This window comes from Candidatus Methylacidiphilum fumarolicum, from assembly GCF_949774925.1.
Classification (GTDB): Bacteria; Verrucomicrobiota; Verrucomicrobiia; order Methylacidiphilales; family Methylacidiphilaceae; genus Methylacidiphilum; species Methylacidiphilum fumarolicum.
The window spans coordinates 1,566,972-1,583,011 of the sequence record NZ_OX458932.1 but is presented as its reverse complement, the minus strand read 5'-3'; the positions used below and the strand labels follow the sequence as shown (position 1 = coordinate 1,583,011).

The window sequence follows — 16,040 nt, the reverse complement described above, 5'->3', positions numbered from 1 at the left end:
GTTGAAACTCTATGATTTAAATTCAGACTGTAGGATGACGTTTTTCCCAATTAAAAACGCAAGAACCAAACCCGCCAGACCAATTAATAACCCCAAAAAAGTATTGACCCATGCTTTTTCTACCTCAAACAGTTTGTTGCTGTCTATCTGTTTAGCATTTATATAAAAACGGATAGAGGCAACAAAAATGGTGAATACTCCAATAGACATAAAAGCAAAACCCATCCATTGCACCACGGGATCAAAAAACCTGGAATCCGCATGATGGTTTTTATTATCAAACATTACCCGGATATAGTCCAAAAAAAGAGTAAATTTCTCGATAAGAAACCCAAATGCCATAATAGCTATTCCGGTACGGATCCAAGCAAGATATGTTCTTTCATTAGCTGAATGATCGCCGAAATTTTTTTTCATTTCATTGCACCAGTCGATCGACAACAAGACTGCATCAAGGCGATCTTTCTGGCAGCAAGCACTTATAGTTTTTCAATAAACCGACAAAAGCGGTCAAGACCGGTTTTGATTCTTTCCATGCTTGTTGCGTAAGAAAGTCTAATGGATTGATCATCTCCAAAAGCTACCCCAGGCACCACGGCTACCTTTTCTTCTTCGAGTAGTTTTTGGGCAAAATCTGAAGAACTCATCCCTGTTTTTGATATATTCACATAGATATAGAACGTTCCTTGAGGAGGGACAAAGGAAATTTTCTCAATGTCTGAGAGGATCTTCATAATGTAGGCCCGCCTTTTTTTGTATTCTTCGACCATATTTTCCACACAATCTTGTGGCCCCTTGTATGCAGCCAGTGCCCCTTTTTGAGCGAACGAAGTTGGATTGGAGGTCATATGACTTTGAAGGGAGGCAATCTGTTTGGCTGCCCATAAGGGAGAAGCAGAATACCCAAGTCTCCATCCGGTCATTGCGTAGGTTTTGCTAAAGCCATTAACGGTAAAGGTCAGCTCATAGACCTCTTTGCTAAGAGAAGCGATGCTGAAATGCGTCAGGTCATCGTAAACGAGCTTTTCGTAGATTTCATCAGAAAGAATCAGTATGTCTTCTTCCAAGGCAACATTTGCGATACCCTCTAATTCTTCTTTGGAATAAATACTTCCAGTCGGATTCGAAGGGCTATTGATAATGATCATTTTTGTTTTTGGGGTCATCGCCTCTTCAAACTGTTTAGGAGTGATTTTATAACCGTTTTCAAAAGATGTTGGGACAATGACCGGTTCAGCTCCTGCTATCTTTACCATTTCAGGGTAGCTGACCCAATAAGGGGCAGGGATGATCACTTCATCTCCTGGATCAACCGTGGCAAGAATAACATTTATGCAAGCATGCTTAGCTCCACAGCTCACGTTTATTTGCTCCGGACTGTAGTCTAAAGCATTATCTTTTTTTAGCTTTTCGCAGATAGCCAATCTCAATTCAGGGATTCCCGAAGAGGGGGTATAGCGGGTAAAATTGGCGTCTAGAGAACCCATGGCAGCTGCTTTGATATGCTCAGGAGTGTCAAAGTCAGGTTCTCCTGAAGTAAAATTGACTATATCTTCTCCTTTTTGAGCCAATGCTTTGGCCTTGCTGTCCAAAGCCAGAGTAAGAGAAGGACTAATCTTCTGGACTCGAGATGAAACTTCCATAATGGCTTCCTTTTTGTTGCAGGTTAAAATTTTTGATTTATCTTCCGTAGGTTTCTTCTATAAGAGAAACAAATGAATTTTGTTCCATTTTTAAAATCTTAATTTCTCTTTCGGCATTTTCTGGGGAATCGGAGGCATGCGCTGCGTTGACCATAATGCTTTGACCAAATTCCCTTCGAATAGATCCTGGAGGTGCCTTGGCTGGATCAGTAGGTCCAAGAACTTCTCTGACTTTTCTAACTGCATCTATGCCTTCGTAGATCAAAATGATGCATTTTTCCTTACCTGGCATTGTTCTTTGTTCGATTGGACAATTTTTAGGATTTATGCCTGTCATAAATTGAACGATCGAATGGAATTGTTCTTCGGCATAGAGTGGCCCGATAAGATTAGCGAGTGCTTCTTCCCTAGAAGGATCCAGTCTAATGGCAAGAGCCGATTCAAGTAATTCTTTTGCTTTTAGTCCTGCTGGTTTTTTGAGCTTTTCTCTTAGGGTTTCCCTCACAGGGGCGTAAAACTCTTCGGCTTCAGCTACACTCATATGATGAACTTTAATGGCTGTTATCGCTAATTCCGTTCGAGAAAACATATCGATTACATAACCGGGTCTTCCACTAGGAAAACGGAAGTTATCTGGCTTTAAGATGACAACAGCTCTTTGATGTCCTGGTTTATTGTAAGTGGGGATAAGATGCGAAAGAATCCCTGAATCCCGGTCATAATATTGCTTCCATAAGAGTAGCTTGGCTTTTGCCTCTTCCACAGAGGGTGCGGCAAGTACGGCAGGCTCAAAATATTTTACCGTACCATCTCTGTTGTAAATAAGATCACCAAAGGTATCCCGGATCGTCTCTCCTCCTTTGCTGCGATTACGGATATTGCCAACAACTTCCCTTGTTTTTGCGACAGCATTTTCTCCTCTAAATAAGAGAACCATGACCCTCTGACGAGCACCCGTCTGAGGATTAGGCATGAAGTTTTCAAGAATGTAATCTCGAATTAGCTCCTGTATTTCCCTATCTTGAGGATCACTTTCCGTCACAATCATTTTAGAATATTCTCTTACAAGCTCAGCGCTTGGCGAGTACATAGCTGCTCCAACAAGTTCTAAAGAACTTTGTGAAAGTAGCCGCGAAAGTATGACTCCCGTTCTTGATTTGTAAAGCGTATAAGGATTAATAATTACATAACTAAGTTCTTGTGCCATAGGATGATAGAATGCTTTTGGTTTTTTCTTTAAAAAGTTTTATGTTTTAATACTATTTTAATTCTATTTTGTCGTTTCAAACACTGTTTACTTTTAGATCCAGATCCCTGTTGAAATCAATCAACGATAGGTTTGGATTCACTTCTATACTTTTTGTAATTGGCAGACCCAAAAGATAAAATAAGGAAGCGACAAAGGCAATCATAACCGCATTATCCGTACAAAACTTTTTATCAGCAATAAGGATTTCAATGTCTGACTCCAGCGCTTTTTGCTTAAGTAGAGTCCTTATCCTCTGATTGGCAAGAACACCACCTGAAGCGGCAATGCAGGAGAGACCAAAAGCTTTGGCTGCACTAATGGTTTTTTCCTGAATCACCCGAGCAATAGCTTCTTGGAAGGAAGCGCAAACATCGAAGAAAAATTGTCCTTTTTCTAACAGCTCTTCTTTTCTTTTCTCCGCAAAATATCGGACTGCCGTTTTCAGTCCGCTAAAACTAAAATTATAATTATTTTTTTCAATGAGACTTAAAGGGAACGCATAAGCGTTAGCGTTCCCTAGTTTGGCCCATTTTTCTATTTCTGGCCCTCCTGGATAGTCCAACCCTAAAAGTCTGCCAACCTTATCGAAAGCTTCACCGGCAGCATCATCAATGGTTGAACCGATCATTTCGTATTTTCTTGGTCCATCCACTTTTGTCAAAATAGTATGTCCCCCACTGACCACTAGGCCAAGAAAAGGGAATCTCAGCTTTTCTTCTCTGCCTATGAAAGGAGAAAAAAGATGACCTTCTAAATGGTTTATCCCATAAACCGGTATGCCAAGACCATGGGCTAGACCCCTAGCAAAAGCGTTGCCCACAAGTAAGGAAGCCATTAGTCCTGGTCCTTCGGTTACAGCGATGGCTTCAACATCTTGTAGACTGAGACTACCACGCTTGATCATTCCTTGCATAAGCATAGGAAGGTTTTTGGAATGCTCCCTAACGGCAAATTCTGGTACTATCCCACCAAATGGTTTGTGGAGAAGGGCTTGACTTATACACTGATCATCAACAATCTGGATTTTGCCATTAGTCATTCTGATCAGCGCAAGCGCAGTCTCGTCACAAGAAGACTCTATGCCAAGCCATAACATAGAAAAAATTTTCTATTGAATTCATGAAAAGTCTAGAAAAAGAACCAAAAGATCGCTTATTTTTTTAACTTTTCTCTGAACCATTGAATTGTCAATTTTAACCCTTCTTCGACATCGACCATAGGTTTCCAGCCCAAATATCGAATCGCTCTTGTAATATCTGGTCTGCGTTGTTTTGGATCATCCACAGGAAGAGGTTCGAAAACTATCTTTTCGGGTACTCCGGCTAGTCTGCAAATGGTCTTTGCAAATTCTAAGATAGTCATTTCTTTTGGGTTTCCTAAGTTTATGGGTTCATGATAGTCTGAATGGGCAAGAGCCAAAACCCCATCAATTAGATCGGAAACATAACAGAAACTGCGTGTTTGCGATCCGTTGCCGAAAACCGTTAAAGGTTTTCCTTCCAAAGCTTGAGATATAAAAGCAGGAACCACCCTTCCATCTCTTAATCTCATACGAGGTCCAAAAGTGTTAAAAATTCTAACAATATAGGTTGGGATTTTATGGACCCGATGATAGGCCATGGTCAAGGCCTCAGCAAACCTTTTGGCTTCATCATAAACTCCTCTTGGTCCAATAGGATTGACATTTCCCCAATAGTCTTCGGATTGAGGATGGACAAGAGGATCCCCGTAGCATTCAGAGGTAGAAGCAAGACAAAAAGAACAGTTTTTAACTTTGGCCATTCCAAGGGTGCGATAGGTTCCTATGGAACCAGCTTTTAAAGTTTGTATTGGCAATTCAAGATAATCGATCGGACTGGCAGGGGAGGCGAAATGAAAAATGATATCTATTGTACCAGGTATATTGATATATTCGGTCACATCTTGAATGATCAAGTCGAATCTAGGTTCATGCTTTAAGTGTTCTAAATTAGCGAGGTTCCCAGTAATCAGATTATCGATCCCGATAACTCTATAATCTAGGCTTAGCAGCTTGTCGACTAAATGGCTTCCTAAAAACCCTGCAGCCCCTGTAACTACAGAAACTTTCATAGGCTTGTTCGTAAAAAAGCTCTTCTTTAAGGTTACCCTTTTATCTTCTTTTGTTTAAAAAAAGTCTTTGAAGGGGATACCGTTCAAAAGAAAAAAGCACAAGAAAATTTAGCAAATTATTTTTGTATATTTTTTTTATTATTATGAAAATGAAGAATTTGTAAAAGAATTTCCAATGTATTGTAATTGAGTGGATTGGCGGCAAGCCTTGTACATACCAAGGCAAGGCTCTATTGATTCCTTAAAAGAGTGGGTTTTTCTGGAAGCTAATCCTGCATTGCAGAGGTTGAGGCCTTGTTCGTCGAAGCTAGAGATAAGATCATTGGGCACAAGAAGCAGATGAAGCAGGCTAGTAGCTGCTTCTTTCTATCCAGGTTTGGGTAATAGCGTTAGCGAACAGCTGGGCAGCATTCAACAAGATGAATCAGTCTTTGAGTAAGTGCTTGGTTTCCATCCAGACCGAGTGCGAGGTCGAGCAGTCTATTCTCAATGGTGATAGGGTTGGTATTGACATGGGAATTGGCCTGTTTTTCTATGAAGTGAGCGATGCAGTCGGTTCGTCAGCAGTAGGAACTTGCCGAAAAGACTCAGAAACAGCTCAATCCCAAGCCTGAGTGCCTTAAATGTCTATGGCCTTCAGACTGGAGGATTGTCAACGCTTCATGTTACTAGTTCAGGAGTTATTGTGGATTTGCTATTTTTAGAAGTTTATGAAGGTTTTCTCTACTTCCCAAGGCAATAAGTGTCATTCCTGGACAAAGCACGGTTTTCCCACCTACAGAGTGGGTCCAGGTTCCATCGGGCAGTTTGCATGCAAGAATGGTGACATTCAAATTGTTTCGAATTTGAGACTGAGCAAGAGTTTGACCGATAAGCGAAGAACGCTTATCCACCAAGATTTGTTCAACAACAAGCTCTGTGCCTTCCACATTAGCAACTTCGCAAAAAAAGTCAGCGACTTCAGGACGTACTAGCATCGACACAATTCTCCAAGCGGAGACTTTTTGAGGAAGTAGTACTCGGTTTGCTCCCGCTTTTATCAATTTATCTTCAAAGTTCTTCGAAGAGGCTCTTGAAACAATTTGCAAAGACGGATTGAGAAATCTAGCTGTCAATACAATCAAAATATTTTCCTTATCAATAGAAGTAGTCGCGGCTAGTCCGGCAGCCTCCTTTATTTTTGCTTCGCATAAGATTTCCTCGTCTGAGCCGCTTCCAAGGATTGCTAGCTCTTCAGAAGCGGTTAAATGAGCAATTTTTTCTGGGTCGGTATCGATAATCACATAGCTTTGTCCTTCCGATTTAAGCTCTTCAACGACATATCTGCCGGTTCTTCCATACCCACATACGATAAAATGGTTCCTTAATTTTTGAATCATCTTTGTTCTCCGTTTTCTCTCGGCATTTTCTTTCCATTCTCCGGAGGAAAAATAAGCTAAAGCACTCGAAGCTGAGTAGCCAGCCAAACTAACTCCGCAAATAATGAGAAAAATGGTGAATATTTTTCCCTCAGGAGAAAGGGGGACCACTTCTTTGTATCCCACCGTACTTAAGGTAATAACAGTCATGTAAATGGAATCAAGAAGCGATATTTTTTCAATGAACTTGTAGCCAATAGTACCGAGGAAAAGCAAAAGAATGAGAATGAAAAAAGCAGTCTGGAATTTTTTAGAAGAACGGTATTGGGGATCGGTGTAGGGCACAGATTTTTTTTTATAGGAACAAATTATAACACGGGAGCATCTCCCCAGAGCTTTTCGAGTTCATAAAAGGCTCTTTCTTTTTCAGTAAAGACATGAATGAGGAGTGGACCGTAATCGATGATGATCCAGTGGCTTTTGGAAGAGCCCTCGATATGGATCGGTTCAAGATGAAATTCTTCACGAATTTTTTTCTCCAGTTCGAAAGCCAGTGCTTTTAAGTGGGGTTCAGAAGTTGCTGTGCAGACGACAAAGAAGTCGACAAAAGAAGAGATCTGTCGTAAATCTAAAATGAGAGGATCGAGTCCTTTTTTTTCCAGAATAATCGTTTTACATCTTTGGGCCAGCTTCAAATTGTCCCTTTCTAAAGCGGTATGAGAAGAGGTAGGCGGAAAGGGGTCAATTTTATTTAAAACAATATCTAGAACTGCCTTATGTTTCCTAATGGCTTTTCTTTGACTCATGAGACAATGCTCTTTTATGACAAAAAGAAAAATGAAATTGCTGAGAATAGAGACAATACAATCTATCAAGCCTTTTGTTCATTATCGGTTTTATTTGGTAGATAGATCGAATGTTTTTTAATATAACGAAAAACCGCACTTGGCAAAAGATGAATTACTGGAAGATTTTTTTTCACTCTTTCACGAATTTCACTAGAAGATATATCAATATATCTATTTGTTGGCAAGATCCTAAGATAACTCTTTTTTTCGAATGGAAAACCAGCCCTTGGAACTACTATAAATTTAACGATTTTGATAAGCTCAGCAAACTCTTTCCATCTTGGAAGTCCTTGGACTTGATCTGAACCAATGATCCAGAATAGCTCGATCTGTTGAAAGAGCTTTTGGCATGCCTTTGCCGTATGGATAGAATAAGAGGGAGCAGGGCTTTGCAATTCAAAAGAAGAAAGTTCAAAGTTTTTGAATGGTTTGATTGCAAGTCGGATCATTTCTAGTCGGTCTTGAGCTGAAGCAATAGGATTGGTTTTTTTGAATGGAGAACGAGCGCAAGGCATGAAGATGATCTTCTGCAGAGCCATTTGTTCAAGGCAATCCATAGCGCTAATCAAATGACCATGATGGATAGGATCAAAGCTTCCGCCAAATATCGCTATCCGTTGTGTTGACATATTTCTGATCATAAAAGAGTCATTAAATTATAATTGACATTTCGTTTATAAATTGGATTTGTTAGTCATTGTTCTTGTTGGAAAATTCATAAAAAGCGGGCCGTGGCGCAGCCTGGTAGCGCGCTTGCTTGGGGTGCAAGAGGTCGCGAGTTCAAATCTCGCCGGTCCGATTGTTATCTTGTTTTATTTCTTTCTCCATTTAATATTTTTTATTATTATTTTATTGTTTATAAATTTCATTTATTGTTTTTAATCTTTTTGAAAAAAAACCCGAAAGCCTCCTTTATTTAGGCTATGAAAACCATGGAACGTTACCAAGTAGAAAATTATCCGGATATAGAAAGAATCATTCAGTTCGATTTTGTACGAGCAACTGAAGGAGCTGCTTTAACTGTTTACCGGTGGTTAGGCCGAGGAGAAAAAGAAAAAGCGGATGCGGCAGCCTCAGATGCTATTCGAGGTATGTTTGATCTTATGGATATCCGCGGAGAAGTTGTCATTGGCGAAGGTATAAAAGACAAGGCTCCAGGTATATTTAAAGGAGAAAAACTTGGCCGATGGACTGAAAATGCTCCTTTATATGATATAGCCGTTGATCCAATTGATGGAACCACCAATGTTGCAAAAGGTAGCGGAAGCTCTCTGTCTGTTATCGCTGCTGCTTCCCCTGAACCAGGAGTAGAGTGTGCTCTCTTGGATATCCCTTGTTTTTATGTCATGAAATTGGCTTATGGACCACAGGTCAAAAATTATATCCGGTCCTTAGGAGTTGATTGTCTGAAACTCACAAGTCCTGTTGACGAACTACTTCCTATCATTGCTAGAGGGCTGAGAAAAAGATTAACTGATCTGGTTGTATGTGTGTTGGATAGGCCTAGGCATGAACGATTAATCAAAGAAATACGGTCTATGGGTTGTGCCCTTCGGCTTATTAGCGATGGGGATGTGACTGCTGCGATGTTGCCTTCGTTGCCGGCAGGAGGCATCGATGTGTATATTGGGATTGGAGGAGCGCCCGAAGCGGTACTAGCAGCAGCAGCAATCAAATGCCTGGGAGGAGAAATCCAGATTATGGTATGGCCAAAAGATGAAACCGAAAGACAATTTTTAATCGAGCAGGGTTGGGAAGACCGTCTCAATCAGATTTTTTATACTGATGATTTAGCCAGGGGAGGCAACATTATTTTTTGTGCTACGGCAATTACTGATTGTCCAGGCATTCCTGGCGTTCGGTTTACAGATAAGTATGCCATTACGACTTCCCTTCTAATGAGGGCCAAGAATAGAACCATAAGAAAAATAGAGACATATCACAACCTAAACTACAAAACTATTCGGCTCCGGAGCGAAATGGGAGAAAAGCTTGTCAGTACGCCGAAATTTAATGACGTCCTCTAGGAATCCGGTGGGGCCATTTCTATACTAGAGTCCCGGAAGCTATTTTGCAACTGCTTACTTTTTTTGGTCCTTTTTCAACAAAGCTATACGAGCTCGTTCTAAAGCAGCTCGTTCGGATTTCGTTAAACTGCCTATACCGCTTTTAGCAATTTTATCCAGAATGGCATCAATTGTTTCATCTTCCTCCGTTTTTTTCTTATTATAGGTAGAAGAAGATTCTGTGGCCTTCGGCTTTTGGGTCTTCCGTTTGGCCATTCCTATTTTGAAAGAGGGTAGATACTGAAAGATTTTTCTTCCAAGAATCGAATAAGTGGCAATCGCCACTGAACTCCAACACCAAAAAAGATGGATCCAAGACTTAGACGCGATGTCGATCAACGAAAAAAGAGCCAGGAAAATAAGGGCTACCCATTTTGCCTTGATACCAAGAAAAAGCTCAGAGGAGGGGAATAAACAGGTGTAGGCAATGAATAAAGAAAAATGAATGAGATCTGACCCATTCATAATTCCACGGATTGTTGGATCAATAGCTGAAAGACCTAAAGAAAAGACAGCAGGCAAGAAAATAAGGGAAAAATAAAGAAGCAGATATTTAAGCCTTCCTAGAATGTGTTCAACATCATGGCCAAACCAGTAGAGAACCAGCATGTCAAGGGCGAATGCTAGAGAAGGGGTATGGATCCAAGGGTAAGTTAAGAGTTGCCAGAGCTTGGTATGGAGGAGTACAGCGCGCGTATTAAAAGAAAGTTCCACAAACCAAGAAGAAAAATCTAAAGCGGCAGCGAATACCCCAATAATAAAACAGACACAATGAGCAAGGATCAGAACACCGGTGACATACACCGGTCTGTTTTTCACCCAGAAGAGGGGCTCGCCGCTCTGTTCGTTGGACCAGTACGGCATGTTCATAATTTTGCTCAATATTGGATGATAAACAATCTTTTTCTCTTTAAACAAAATTGTAAAGTGGGATTTCTTTTCTCAATCTATTTTTTTTCTAAGGCTTCAGCAGCACAAACATCTGGTTATTTCCTCTCTGGAGGAAAACGGCCACACTTTCTGTTGCTGGAATCTGATTGATCAGCTGCAGGAATTCTGCGACCGAACGAATCTTAATTGGGGCACTTCCAGGCCTTCTAATTTCTTCGATAACATCTCCTGGATAAAGTAGATCAAAGGCCGGATAGCCTCCTTCTACATCGACAAGATAAATGCCAGTAGCTTTAGGACTCAGAGATAAACGCGATCTTAATGTTGGATCTAGATCGACTATATGAAGGCCGCCAAAAACATTTTGAAGATCTCCAGTAACCGTCACTTTCCATGAAGGATTGCCTCCAGATTCATCGTTAGCGCCACTGGCAATATTTTCTGGCTGTTCGGTAATTTCCACATAGATCTGATGTTTTTGTCCTTCTCGGTAAAAAACGATAGGAATTTTGCTACCTGCTGGGGATTGAGAGACAGAAATTCTCAGCTCGGCAGGATCCTTAACAGGCATCTCATTGTACTTGACGATGATATCTCCTCGTTGAAGACCTGCTTTAGAAGCGGGGGAATGAGGCTCAACTTTCGTAATCAATGCTCCTTCGGTTGTAGGAAGACCAAAAATCTGTTGCAAGTCTTCATCTACTTCCTGAGTTTCCACTCCAAGAAAGCCGCGAATCACTTTTCCTTTGGTCAGGAGACTTGCATAGGCGAACTTTGCAAGCTTACTTGGAATGGCAAATCCAATGCCATTAGAACCCCCGTTTCCAGAATAGATCGCGGTGTTAATTCCAACGAGCTCTCCCCGGACATTAATTAAAGCTCCTCCAGAATTGCCTGGGTTAATAGCGGCATCCGTCTGAATAAAATCTTCGTAGCTAGTGGAAGAAAGGGTAGGGTTCCTTCCTTTGGCACTGACGATACCACGGCTTACAGAGCCTGTAAGACCAAAAGGATTGCCCACAGCAAAAACTTGCTCTCCAACTTGTAAGGCATCAGAATCCCCCCAATTGAGTACCGAAAGATGCTGGGCAGATATTTTTAGCACCGCTACATCTGTTGGAGAATCGATTCCCAAAAGCTTGGCTTCGTAGCGACGACCATCGAAAAGTTGTACTCGGATTTCTCTGGCGTTTTTCACTAAATGGGCGTTGGTTAGAATGTTCCCATCATCGCTCAGAATAATGCCTGAGCCAAGAGATGTTTCTTCATCCATGGGAGGTTTTTTCCAAGTTTTTCGTTTTTGTTTGGTCTCTTTTTGATTCCCATCCTCCAAATCCGCAGAACCTTCGACAGGCCGTGCAGAAAAAATATTGACCACAGCGGGTAAGGCTTGTCCTATAATCCTAACGTATTCCTCGTTAATGGTCTCAAGGAGATTATTGCGGAATACCCCGATTTCTTTCGGATGAACGGGTAAAGCTCTAGCCACTGGAACTTCAACGGTGGTAGGCGGAGCGGATTTTTGGGAGCTCGAAGAAGCAGGTTTAAAAATTAAAAAAGCGGACAGACCTATTAATAGACCAACAAGCCCTGCAATCAAAAAACCAGAAAGGGTAAGAAGAAATTCTCCCTTTTTTGTTTCCTTTGGCATGAAAGTCATAATAAGGCTTGGTTTCTCTGAAAGTAAATAACTTCAAAATAATATATACTGAGAATTTTTTTATGGTATAGCAGATATTAGGGCATTGATAAACGAATTTTATGTTTCCAATAGATGGAGATTTTCTTCGTTTATATATTTACGAAGTTTGACATTGACTAGAAGATCAGGGTCTTCCGAAAGTATTTTTATAGCTTGTTGTCTTGCAAGCAGAAGCAGGTTTTCTTGAACGATGGGATCGGCAGTGAGATAACTGCTTTTTCCACTTTGAAGGGATCCAAAAAACTCCCCCATGCCTCGAATCTTCATATCTTCTTTGGCAATTTCGAATCCGTCTCTGGAGTGTTCTAAAATTTTGAGTCTCTTCCTACTTTCTGGAGTTGGATTGTCAGCAATAAGAATACAATAGGAAACAGTTGGACCTCGACCAATCCTTCCTCGTATTTGATGGAGCTGAGCCAGGCCAAAACGATCGGCTCCCATGACTAGCATGATTCGTGCATTGGGAACATCAATGCCCACTTCGATGATCGAGGTGGCTGCTAGCAGTGCAATTTTATTCTTTCTAAATGACTCAAAAACTGGCTCGCGTTCCGAAGGATCCATTTCTCCATGGACCATTCCAAGGGGAAAGTCAGCAAAGACTTTTTTGAGTTCTTCAAACCCTTTTTCCAAGGACTGTCCTACGTATTCCTTCGATTCATGGATTGTAGGATAGACTACATAGGCTTGAGCACCTTGCCGTAGCTGATCCTTGATGAATTCCCATATTTTTGGAAGGGCATCTGAAGAGCGAGTTTTGGTTACAATCTTTCCACGGTTGGAAGGAAGGGCATCGAGAATAGAAAAGTCTAAATCACCATAGAGGGATAAGGCCAGTGTTCTGGGGATAGGAGTTGCTGTCATCGTCAATATGTCAGGATAGACCCCTTTTTTGGCAAGGCTGCTGCGCTGTGCAACTCCAAATTTATGCTGCTCATCGATGATGATTAAACCCAGGGATTGTGGATCGAAAGAGCGAAAGAGTAGTGCATGAGTCCCAACGAACACTTTACCTGGAAGAGCAGTCGAAGAAGACTCTCCTTTGAAAAGAGGATAGGGGCTCTGGTTTGTAGATGCTAATTCTCCATTTTGCTTTGATTCTTTGCCTACATAGAAAATGGGAATGTGCAAAGAGGTTAGCCAATTTTTTAAGGTCAAATAGTGCTGACTAGCCAGAGCGCTTGTAGGTGACATAAATAAAACGTCTTGGCCTCTTTCAACTGTTTTTATGGCAGCGTATACAGCCACGAGAGTTTTGCCCGATCCCACATCACCCATAAGTAGCCTATTCATGGGGGTGGAAGCTTCCAGATCGTGATCGATTTCTGCGATTGCTTTTTTCTGAGCTGAAGTTGGAACGAAAGGAAGAGAAGCAAAAAAAGTCGAGCAAAGAGAAAGTCGTTTAGTGGGCCTTTGGATTTTGATTTTTGATCTAGTTAATTTTCTGTAGGCCATGCGAAGCTGCTCAACGAAAAATTCATGATAGGCGATCCGATCCCTGCACTGTTGAATTTGAGAAAAAAAGTCTGGGAAATGCACTTTTTTAATGGCAAAGGCAAGAGTGGGAAGCTTAAGGTTCTCAGGCAATGGATAAGGGTCAGTAGACTCAAGATTAATTTTCTGGAGTTGTGCATGCATGATTTGCCGAAAAACTTTTTGAGAGAGTCCCGAAGTCGTTGAATAGATGGGGACAATTCGGAATAAATTAAGGGAAGAGGAAAGCTCCTTTTCTTCTTCGAACGGCTCGACTTCCGGCTGCCACATCGTCCATTTTCCTTTGTATAGCCGCACTGTTCCATAGACAGCAAGTTTTTGGCCCACGGAAAGGTAGTGTGGTAAGGTTTTCCAAAACCAGATACAAACCAGTTGTTCCCTCTGATTGCTGAAAGAAAGAAGGTTGATCTTAACAGTTGCTCTGGCCTTAAGTTGTCCTTTTTGAACAACCGTGATTGTTCCTTTAAACAGTAGAGTTTCATTTTCAGCCACCTCAAATAAAGATTTTTGCTCGCTGCGGTTCTCATACCGAAAAGGCAAATAAAGAAGAAGGGTTTTTTTAGATACTATCCCAAGTTTTTCGAGTAGCCTGGCCCGTTTTATTCCAATATGGGCTTCCTTTACAAGTTCGTTCATCTCTATTAGTTGGGTTTTAATACCCAGTAAGAAATGTTTCTCAGTATCTTATAGGGCACAATCAGCGAAAATTTGTTGGATGGTTTTGAAATGTATTTTAGCGACTTTCCGAAGGGTATCTTTACCACAACGCAACAATATGTCTTTAGCAAGCTGTGCTGCTTTTGATGAGGCTCCTTTGGGTAATGGCAAGCCAATAACTTGGCTTAATTTTGCCAACTCCTCTACAAAAGTCAGTCTTGCTAGGATGGAAGCTGCAGCGACTGCTGGATCCGATTCAGCTTTGGTTTTCTGTTCGAGCAATTGATCCGCTCCGATCCTTTTAAAAGATTGTTGAAGGACCCACGGTTGAGCAAACCTATCACAGAGTACCCTTGGGGCATCGTTGAGTTCCAAGGAGAGTTTTTTATAAACCCAAGCATGTGCCCAAGCCAAAAGCAAATTGAGATTTTTGAATTTTTTTTCGTACAGTTCATTATATCGTAAAGGGGGAAGCGATAAGAGGGCGTACTTGGTTTTTTTCTTTATTGCTGAGGCAAGTTGGTTTAACCGTCTTATGCTTGAGATCCGTTTGCTGTCTTTGATCCCCATTTCGGTGAAGTCCTTTGCGGATTGTGGGTCAACAAAAACAGCGGCAATTACCAGAGGTCCAAACAGATCTCCTTTGCCGCATTCATCAATTCCGACATGCGCTTCGAAATATTCGGGATGGGTCAGGAACTCATAGCCAATAGCAGCTTGTTGGAGAATTTCAGGTTCTATCACGTTGCGGGAAAATTCCAGGGCTTCTTTACCCTGTACGAGCACCTTACCCGATTTATAGACCTGTACCACTACCCCTTTTGATTTGGCTCTAAATAGCCCATGATCAATAGTGGAGAACTCAAAGCCTTTTTGATCTAAGAATGCTTTAAGTTTTTCAATTTGTTTATCGCTCAGAGTGAATGTAAAAGAAGAAGGAGTCATGGAAAATGGTAATAATATAGCTTTTTGGCTAGAAAGAATCGATGCAAAATTCAGAGAAAGTTTTCCAAGGAGACTTTTTGAATGGTATGAAGCGAATGCTTATTCTTATCCATGGCGGCAAGCCAAAGATCCTTATGCTATCGTCGTTTCCGAATTTATGTTGCAACAAACTCAAGCAAAGACTGTTATTGCTTACTATTTAAAATGGATGGAAAGATTTGGAGATTGGGAAAAGCTTGCCAATGCTTCTGAAGGAGAGGTTCTAAAGGCATGGGAAGGGTTGGGATATTATGCAAGGGCAAGAAATCTCCATAAGATAGCAGCAATTGTTTTCTTTGAAAAAAAGGGAATATTGCTATCGGAACCTACAGAGCTTTTAAAATTGCCTGGTATAGGGCTCTATACGGCCAATGCGATTGCAAGCCTTGCCTTCGGGAAAAAAACGGTGGCGCTTGACGCTAATGGCATCCGTGTATTGGTTAGGCTTTTATCGATTCATCAGCCGATTAACAAAGCAGGGGCGTTGAAGGAGCTTTCCAGGATAGCTATGAATCTCCTTTCAGAGGATAATGATTTTTCTCTTTTCAATTCGGCACTAATGGATTTTGGTCGAGCAGTATGCAAACCTCTTGCTCCAAAATGTATGATTTGTCCTTTAAAAGAAATTTGTCAAGCTGAACAGCCCGAGCAGCTGCCTAGGAGACCCGGGCCAAGGTTGCTTGCAGCCTCGCTCTTATGTTTTCCAGCCCCATTCTCCTTTTGGATGAATCGACCGCTGGTGTGGACCCGATCGCTTCTATCTGGCTCAAAGACCTTCTGCGTACGGAACAAGAGGAAGTCAAGACCATCCTGGCGCCTCTTATTCGATGGCCGATGTTGAGAAGCTCGCAGACCGATTGCTGCTCTTGGAATGGAGAAACATCGTTTTTGAAGGAAATCCTAGAGAAATCAGGGAAACCGAAAAGGCTCCAACCTTAGAAAGAGCCATTGTGCAAATTCTGGAGAATCGTCGACGTGGACAAGCTTAATAATCTTTTGGCCTCGAGTTCCACGATGCCATACTCTGACCCTGGATCTGTGGCTCAACTATGGTCTT

Annotated in this window: 14 protein-coding genes and 1 tRNA gene; 3 read left to right on the top strand and 12 right to left on the bottom strand. The window is 41.4% G+C overall.

Going from position 1 to position 16,040, the window contains the following annotated elements; translation table 11 throughout:
• Window positions 1-9: 9 nt before the first annotated feature.
• From QOL44_RS07290 to nadD, 8 genes are all read right to left on the bottom strand, one after another.
• Window positions 10-417 (bottom strand): YidH family protein, encoded by a 408-nt coding sequence (locus tag QOL44_RS07290; protein ID WP_009058490.1) that lies wholly within the window; start codon window positions 415-417, stop codon window positions 10-12.
• A 62-nt stretch (window positions 418-479) separates the two neighbouring features.
• On the bottom strand, window positions 480-1,643 hold the full coding sequence (locus QOL44_RS07285; RefSeq protein WP_009058492.1) for a pyridoxal phosphate-dependent aminotransferase: 1,164 nt from the start codon (window positions 1,641-1,643) through the stop codon (window positions 480-482).
• A gap of 37 nt (window positions 1,644-1,680) precedes the next feature.
• Complete coding sequence (locus tag QOL44_RS07280) at window positions 1,681-2,850, bottom strand: nucleoside-diphosphate kinase (RefSeq protein WP_009058494.1); 1,170 nt, start codon at window positions 2,848-2,850, stop codon at window positions 1,681-1,683.
• A 76-nt stretch (window positions 2,851-2,926) separates the two neighbouring features.
• Entirely contained in the window at window positions 2,927-3,988 is a 1,062-nt protein-coding gene (gene tsaD, locus QOL44_RS07275; protein ID WP_009058496.1) for a tRNA (adenosine(37)-N6)-threonylcarbamoyltransferase complex transferase subunit TsaD, read from the bottom strand.
• Window positions 3,989-4,044: 56 nt separating this feature from the next.
• Complete coding sequence (locus QOL44_RS07270; protein ID WP_009058498.1) at window positions 4,045-4,983, bottom strand: UDP-glucuronic acid decarboxylase family protein; 939 nt, start codon at window positions 4,981-4,983, stop codon at window positions 4,045-4,047.
• 680 nt (window positions 4,984-5,663) lie between these two features.
• Window positions 5,664-6,686, bottom strand: a complete 1,023-nt coding sequence (locus QOL44_RS07265) for a potassium channel family protein (RefSeq protein ID WP_009058500.1) — start codon at window positions 6,684-6,686, stop codon at window positions 5,664-5,666.
• Window positions 6,687-6,709: 23 nt separating this feature from the next.
• Window positions 6,710-7,147, bottom strand: a complete 438-nt coding sequence (rsfS, locus tag QOL44_RS07260) for a ribosome silencing factor (protein WP_009058502.1) — start codon at window positions 7,145-7,147, stop codon at window positions 6,710-6,712.
• Window positions 7,148-7,212: 65 nt separating this feature from the next.
• On the bottom strand, window positions 7,213-7,830 hold the full coding sequence (gene nadD / locus QOL44_RS07255) for a nicotinate-nucleotide adenylyltransferase (RefSeq protein ID WP_009058504.1): 618 nt from the start codon (window positions 7,828-7,830) through the stop codon (window positions 7,213-7,215).
• An 84-nt stretch (window positions 7,831-7,914) separates the two neighbouring features.
• Here nadD and QOL44_RS07250 point away from each other — a divergent pair.
• Window positions 7,915-7,988, top strand: a tRNA-Pro gene (locus QOL44_RS07250).
• Window positions 7,989-8,121: 133 nt separating this feature from the next.
• The gene (gene glpX / locus QOL44_RS07245) at window positions 8,122-9,216 is read left to right on the top strand and encodes a class II fructose-bisphosphatase (protein WP_166791444.1); all 1,095 of its coding nucleotides are present in this window, start codon (window positions 8,122-8,124) and stop codon (window positions 9,214-9,216) included.
• A 54-nt stretch (window positions 9,217-9,270) separates the two neighbouring features.
• Here glpX and QOL44_RS07240 read toward each other — a convergent pair whose 3' ends face one another.
• From QOL44_RS07240 to rnhC, 4 genes are all read right to left on the bottom strand, one after another.
• Window positions 9,271-10,119 (bottom strand): rhomboid family intramembrane serine protease, encoded by an 849-nt coding sequence (locus QOL44_RS07240; RefSeq protein ID WP_258042293.1) that lies wholly within the window; start codon window positions 10,117-10,119, stop codon window positions 9,271-9,273.
• Between the two features lie 94 nt (window positions 10,120-10,213).
• Entirely contained in the window at window positions 10,214-11,806 is a 1,593-nt protein-coding gene (locus QOL44_RS07235) for a Do family serine endopeptidase (RefSeq protein ID WP_009058509.1), read from the bottom strand.
• A 99-nt stretch (window positions 11,807-11,905) separates the two neighbouring features.
• On the bottom strand, window positions 11,906-13,978 hold the full coding sequence (locus QOL44_RS07230) for an ATP-dependent DNA helicase RecG (protein ID WP_045086567.1): 2,073 nt from the start codon (window positions 13,976-13,978) through the stop codon (window positions 11,906-11,908).
• Window positions 13,979-14,026: 48 nt separating this feature from the next.
• Window positions 14,027-14,944, bottom strand: coding sequence for a ribonuclease HIII (gene rnhC / locus QOL44_RS07225; RefSeq protein ID WP_045086568.1), 918 nt, complete (start codon window positions 14,942-14,944; stop codon window positions 14,027-14,029).
• Between rnhC and QOL44_RS07220 the strand changes: the two genes are divergently transcribed.
• Window positions 14,943-15,824, top strand: a complete 882-nt coding sequence (locus QOL44_RS07220; RefSeq protein ID WP_283401167.1) for an A/G-specific adenine glycosylase — start codon at window positions 14,943-14,945, stop codon at window positions 15,822-15,824. The genes rnhC and QOL44_RS07220 overlap by 2 nt on opposite strands.
• The last annotated feature ends 216 nt before the right edge of the window (window positions 15,825-16,040 follow it).

Excerpts from the sequence above, each read along its gene's own strand:
- QOL44_RS07290 (WP_009058490.1), bottom strand. The coding sequence starts at position 417 with ATGAAAAAAAATTTCGGCGATCATTCAGCTAATGAAAGAACATATCTT.
- QOL44_RS07285 (WP_009058492.1), bottom strand. The coding sequence starts at position 1,643 with ATGGAAGTTTCATCTCGAGTCCAGAAGATTAGTCCTTCTCTTACTCTG.
- QOL44_RS07280 (WP_009058494.1), bottom strand. The coding sequence starts at position 2,850 with ATGGCACAAGAACTTAGTTATGTAATTATTAATCCTTATACGCTTTAC.
- tsaD (WP_009058496.1), bottom strand. The coding sequence starts at position 3,988 with ATGTTATGGCTTGGCATAGAGTCTTCTTGTGACGAGACTGCGCTTGCG.
- QOL44_RS07270 (WP_009058498.1), bottom strand. The coding sequence starts at position 4,983 with ATGAAAGTTTCTGTAGTTACAGGGGCTGCAGGGTTTTTAGGAAGCCAT.
- rsfS (WP_009058502.1), bottom strand. The coding sequence starts at position 7,147 with ATGAGTCAAAGAAAAGCCATTAGGAAACATAAGGCAGTTCTAGATATT.
- nadD (WP_009058504.1), bottom strand. The coding sequence starts at position 7,830 with ATGATCAGAAATATGTCAACACAACGGATAGCGATATTTGGCGGAAGC.
- glpX (WP_166791444.1), top strand. The coding sequence starts at position 8,122 with ATGGAACGTTACCAAGTAGAAAATTATCCGGATATAGAAAGAATCATT.
- QOL44_RS07240 (WP_258042293.1), bottom strand. The coding sequence starts at position 10,119 with ATGCCGTACTGGTCCAACGAACAGAGCGGCGAGCCCCTCTTCTGGGTG.
- QOL44_RS07235 (WP_009058509.1), bottom strand. The coding sequence starts at position 11,806 with ATGACTTTCATGCCAAAGGAAACAAAAAAGGGAGAATTTCTTCTTACC.
- QOL44_RS07230 (WP_045086567.1), bottom strand. The coding sequence starts at position 13,978 with ATGAACGAACTTGTAAAGGAAGCCCATATTGGAATAAAACGGGCCAGG.
- QOL44_RS07220 (WP_283401167.1), top strand. The coding sequence starts at position 14,943 with ATGGAAAATGGTAATAATATAGCTTTTTGGCTAGAAAGAATCGATGCA.
- rnhC (WP_045086568.1), bottom strand. The coding sequence starts at position 14,944 with ATGACTCCTTCTTCTTTTACATTCACTCTGAGCGATAAACAAATTGAA.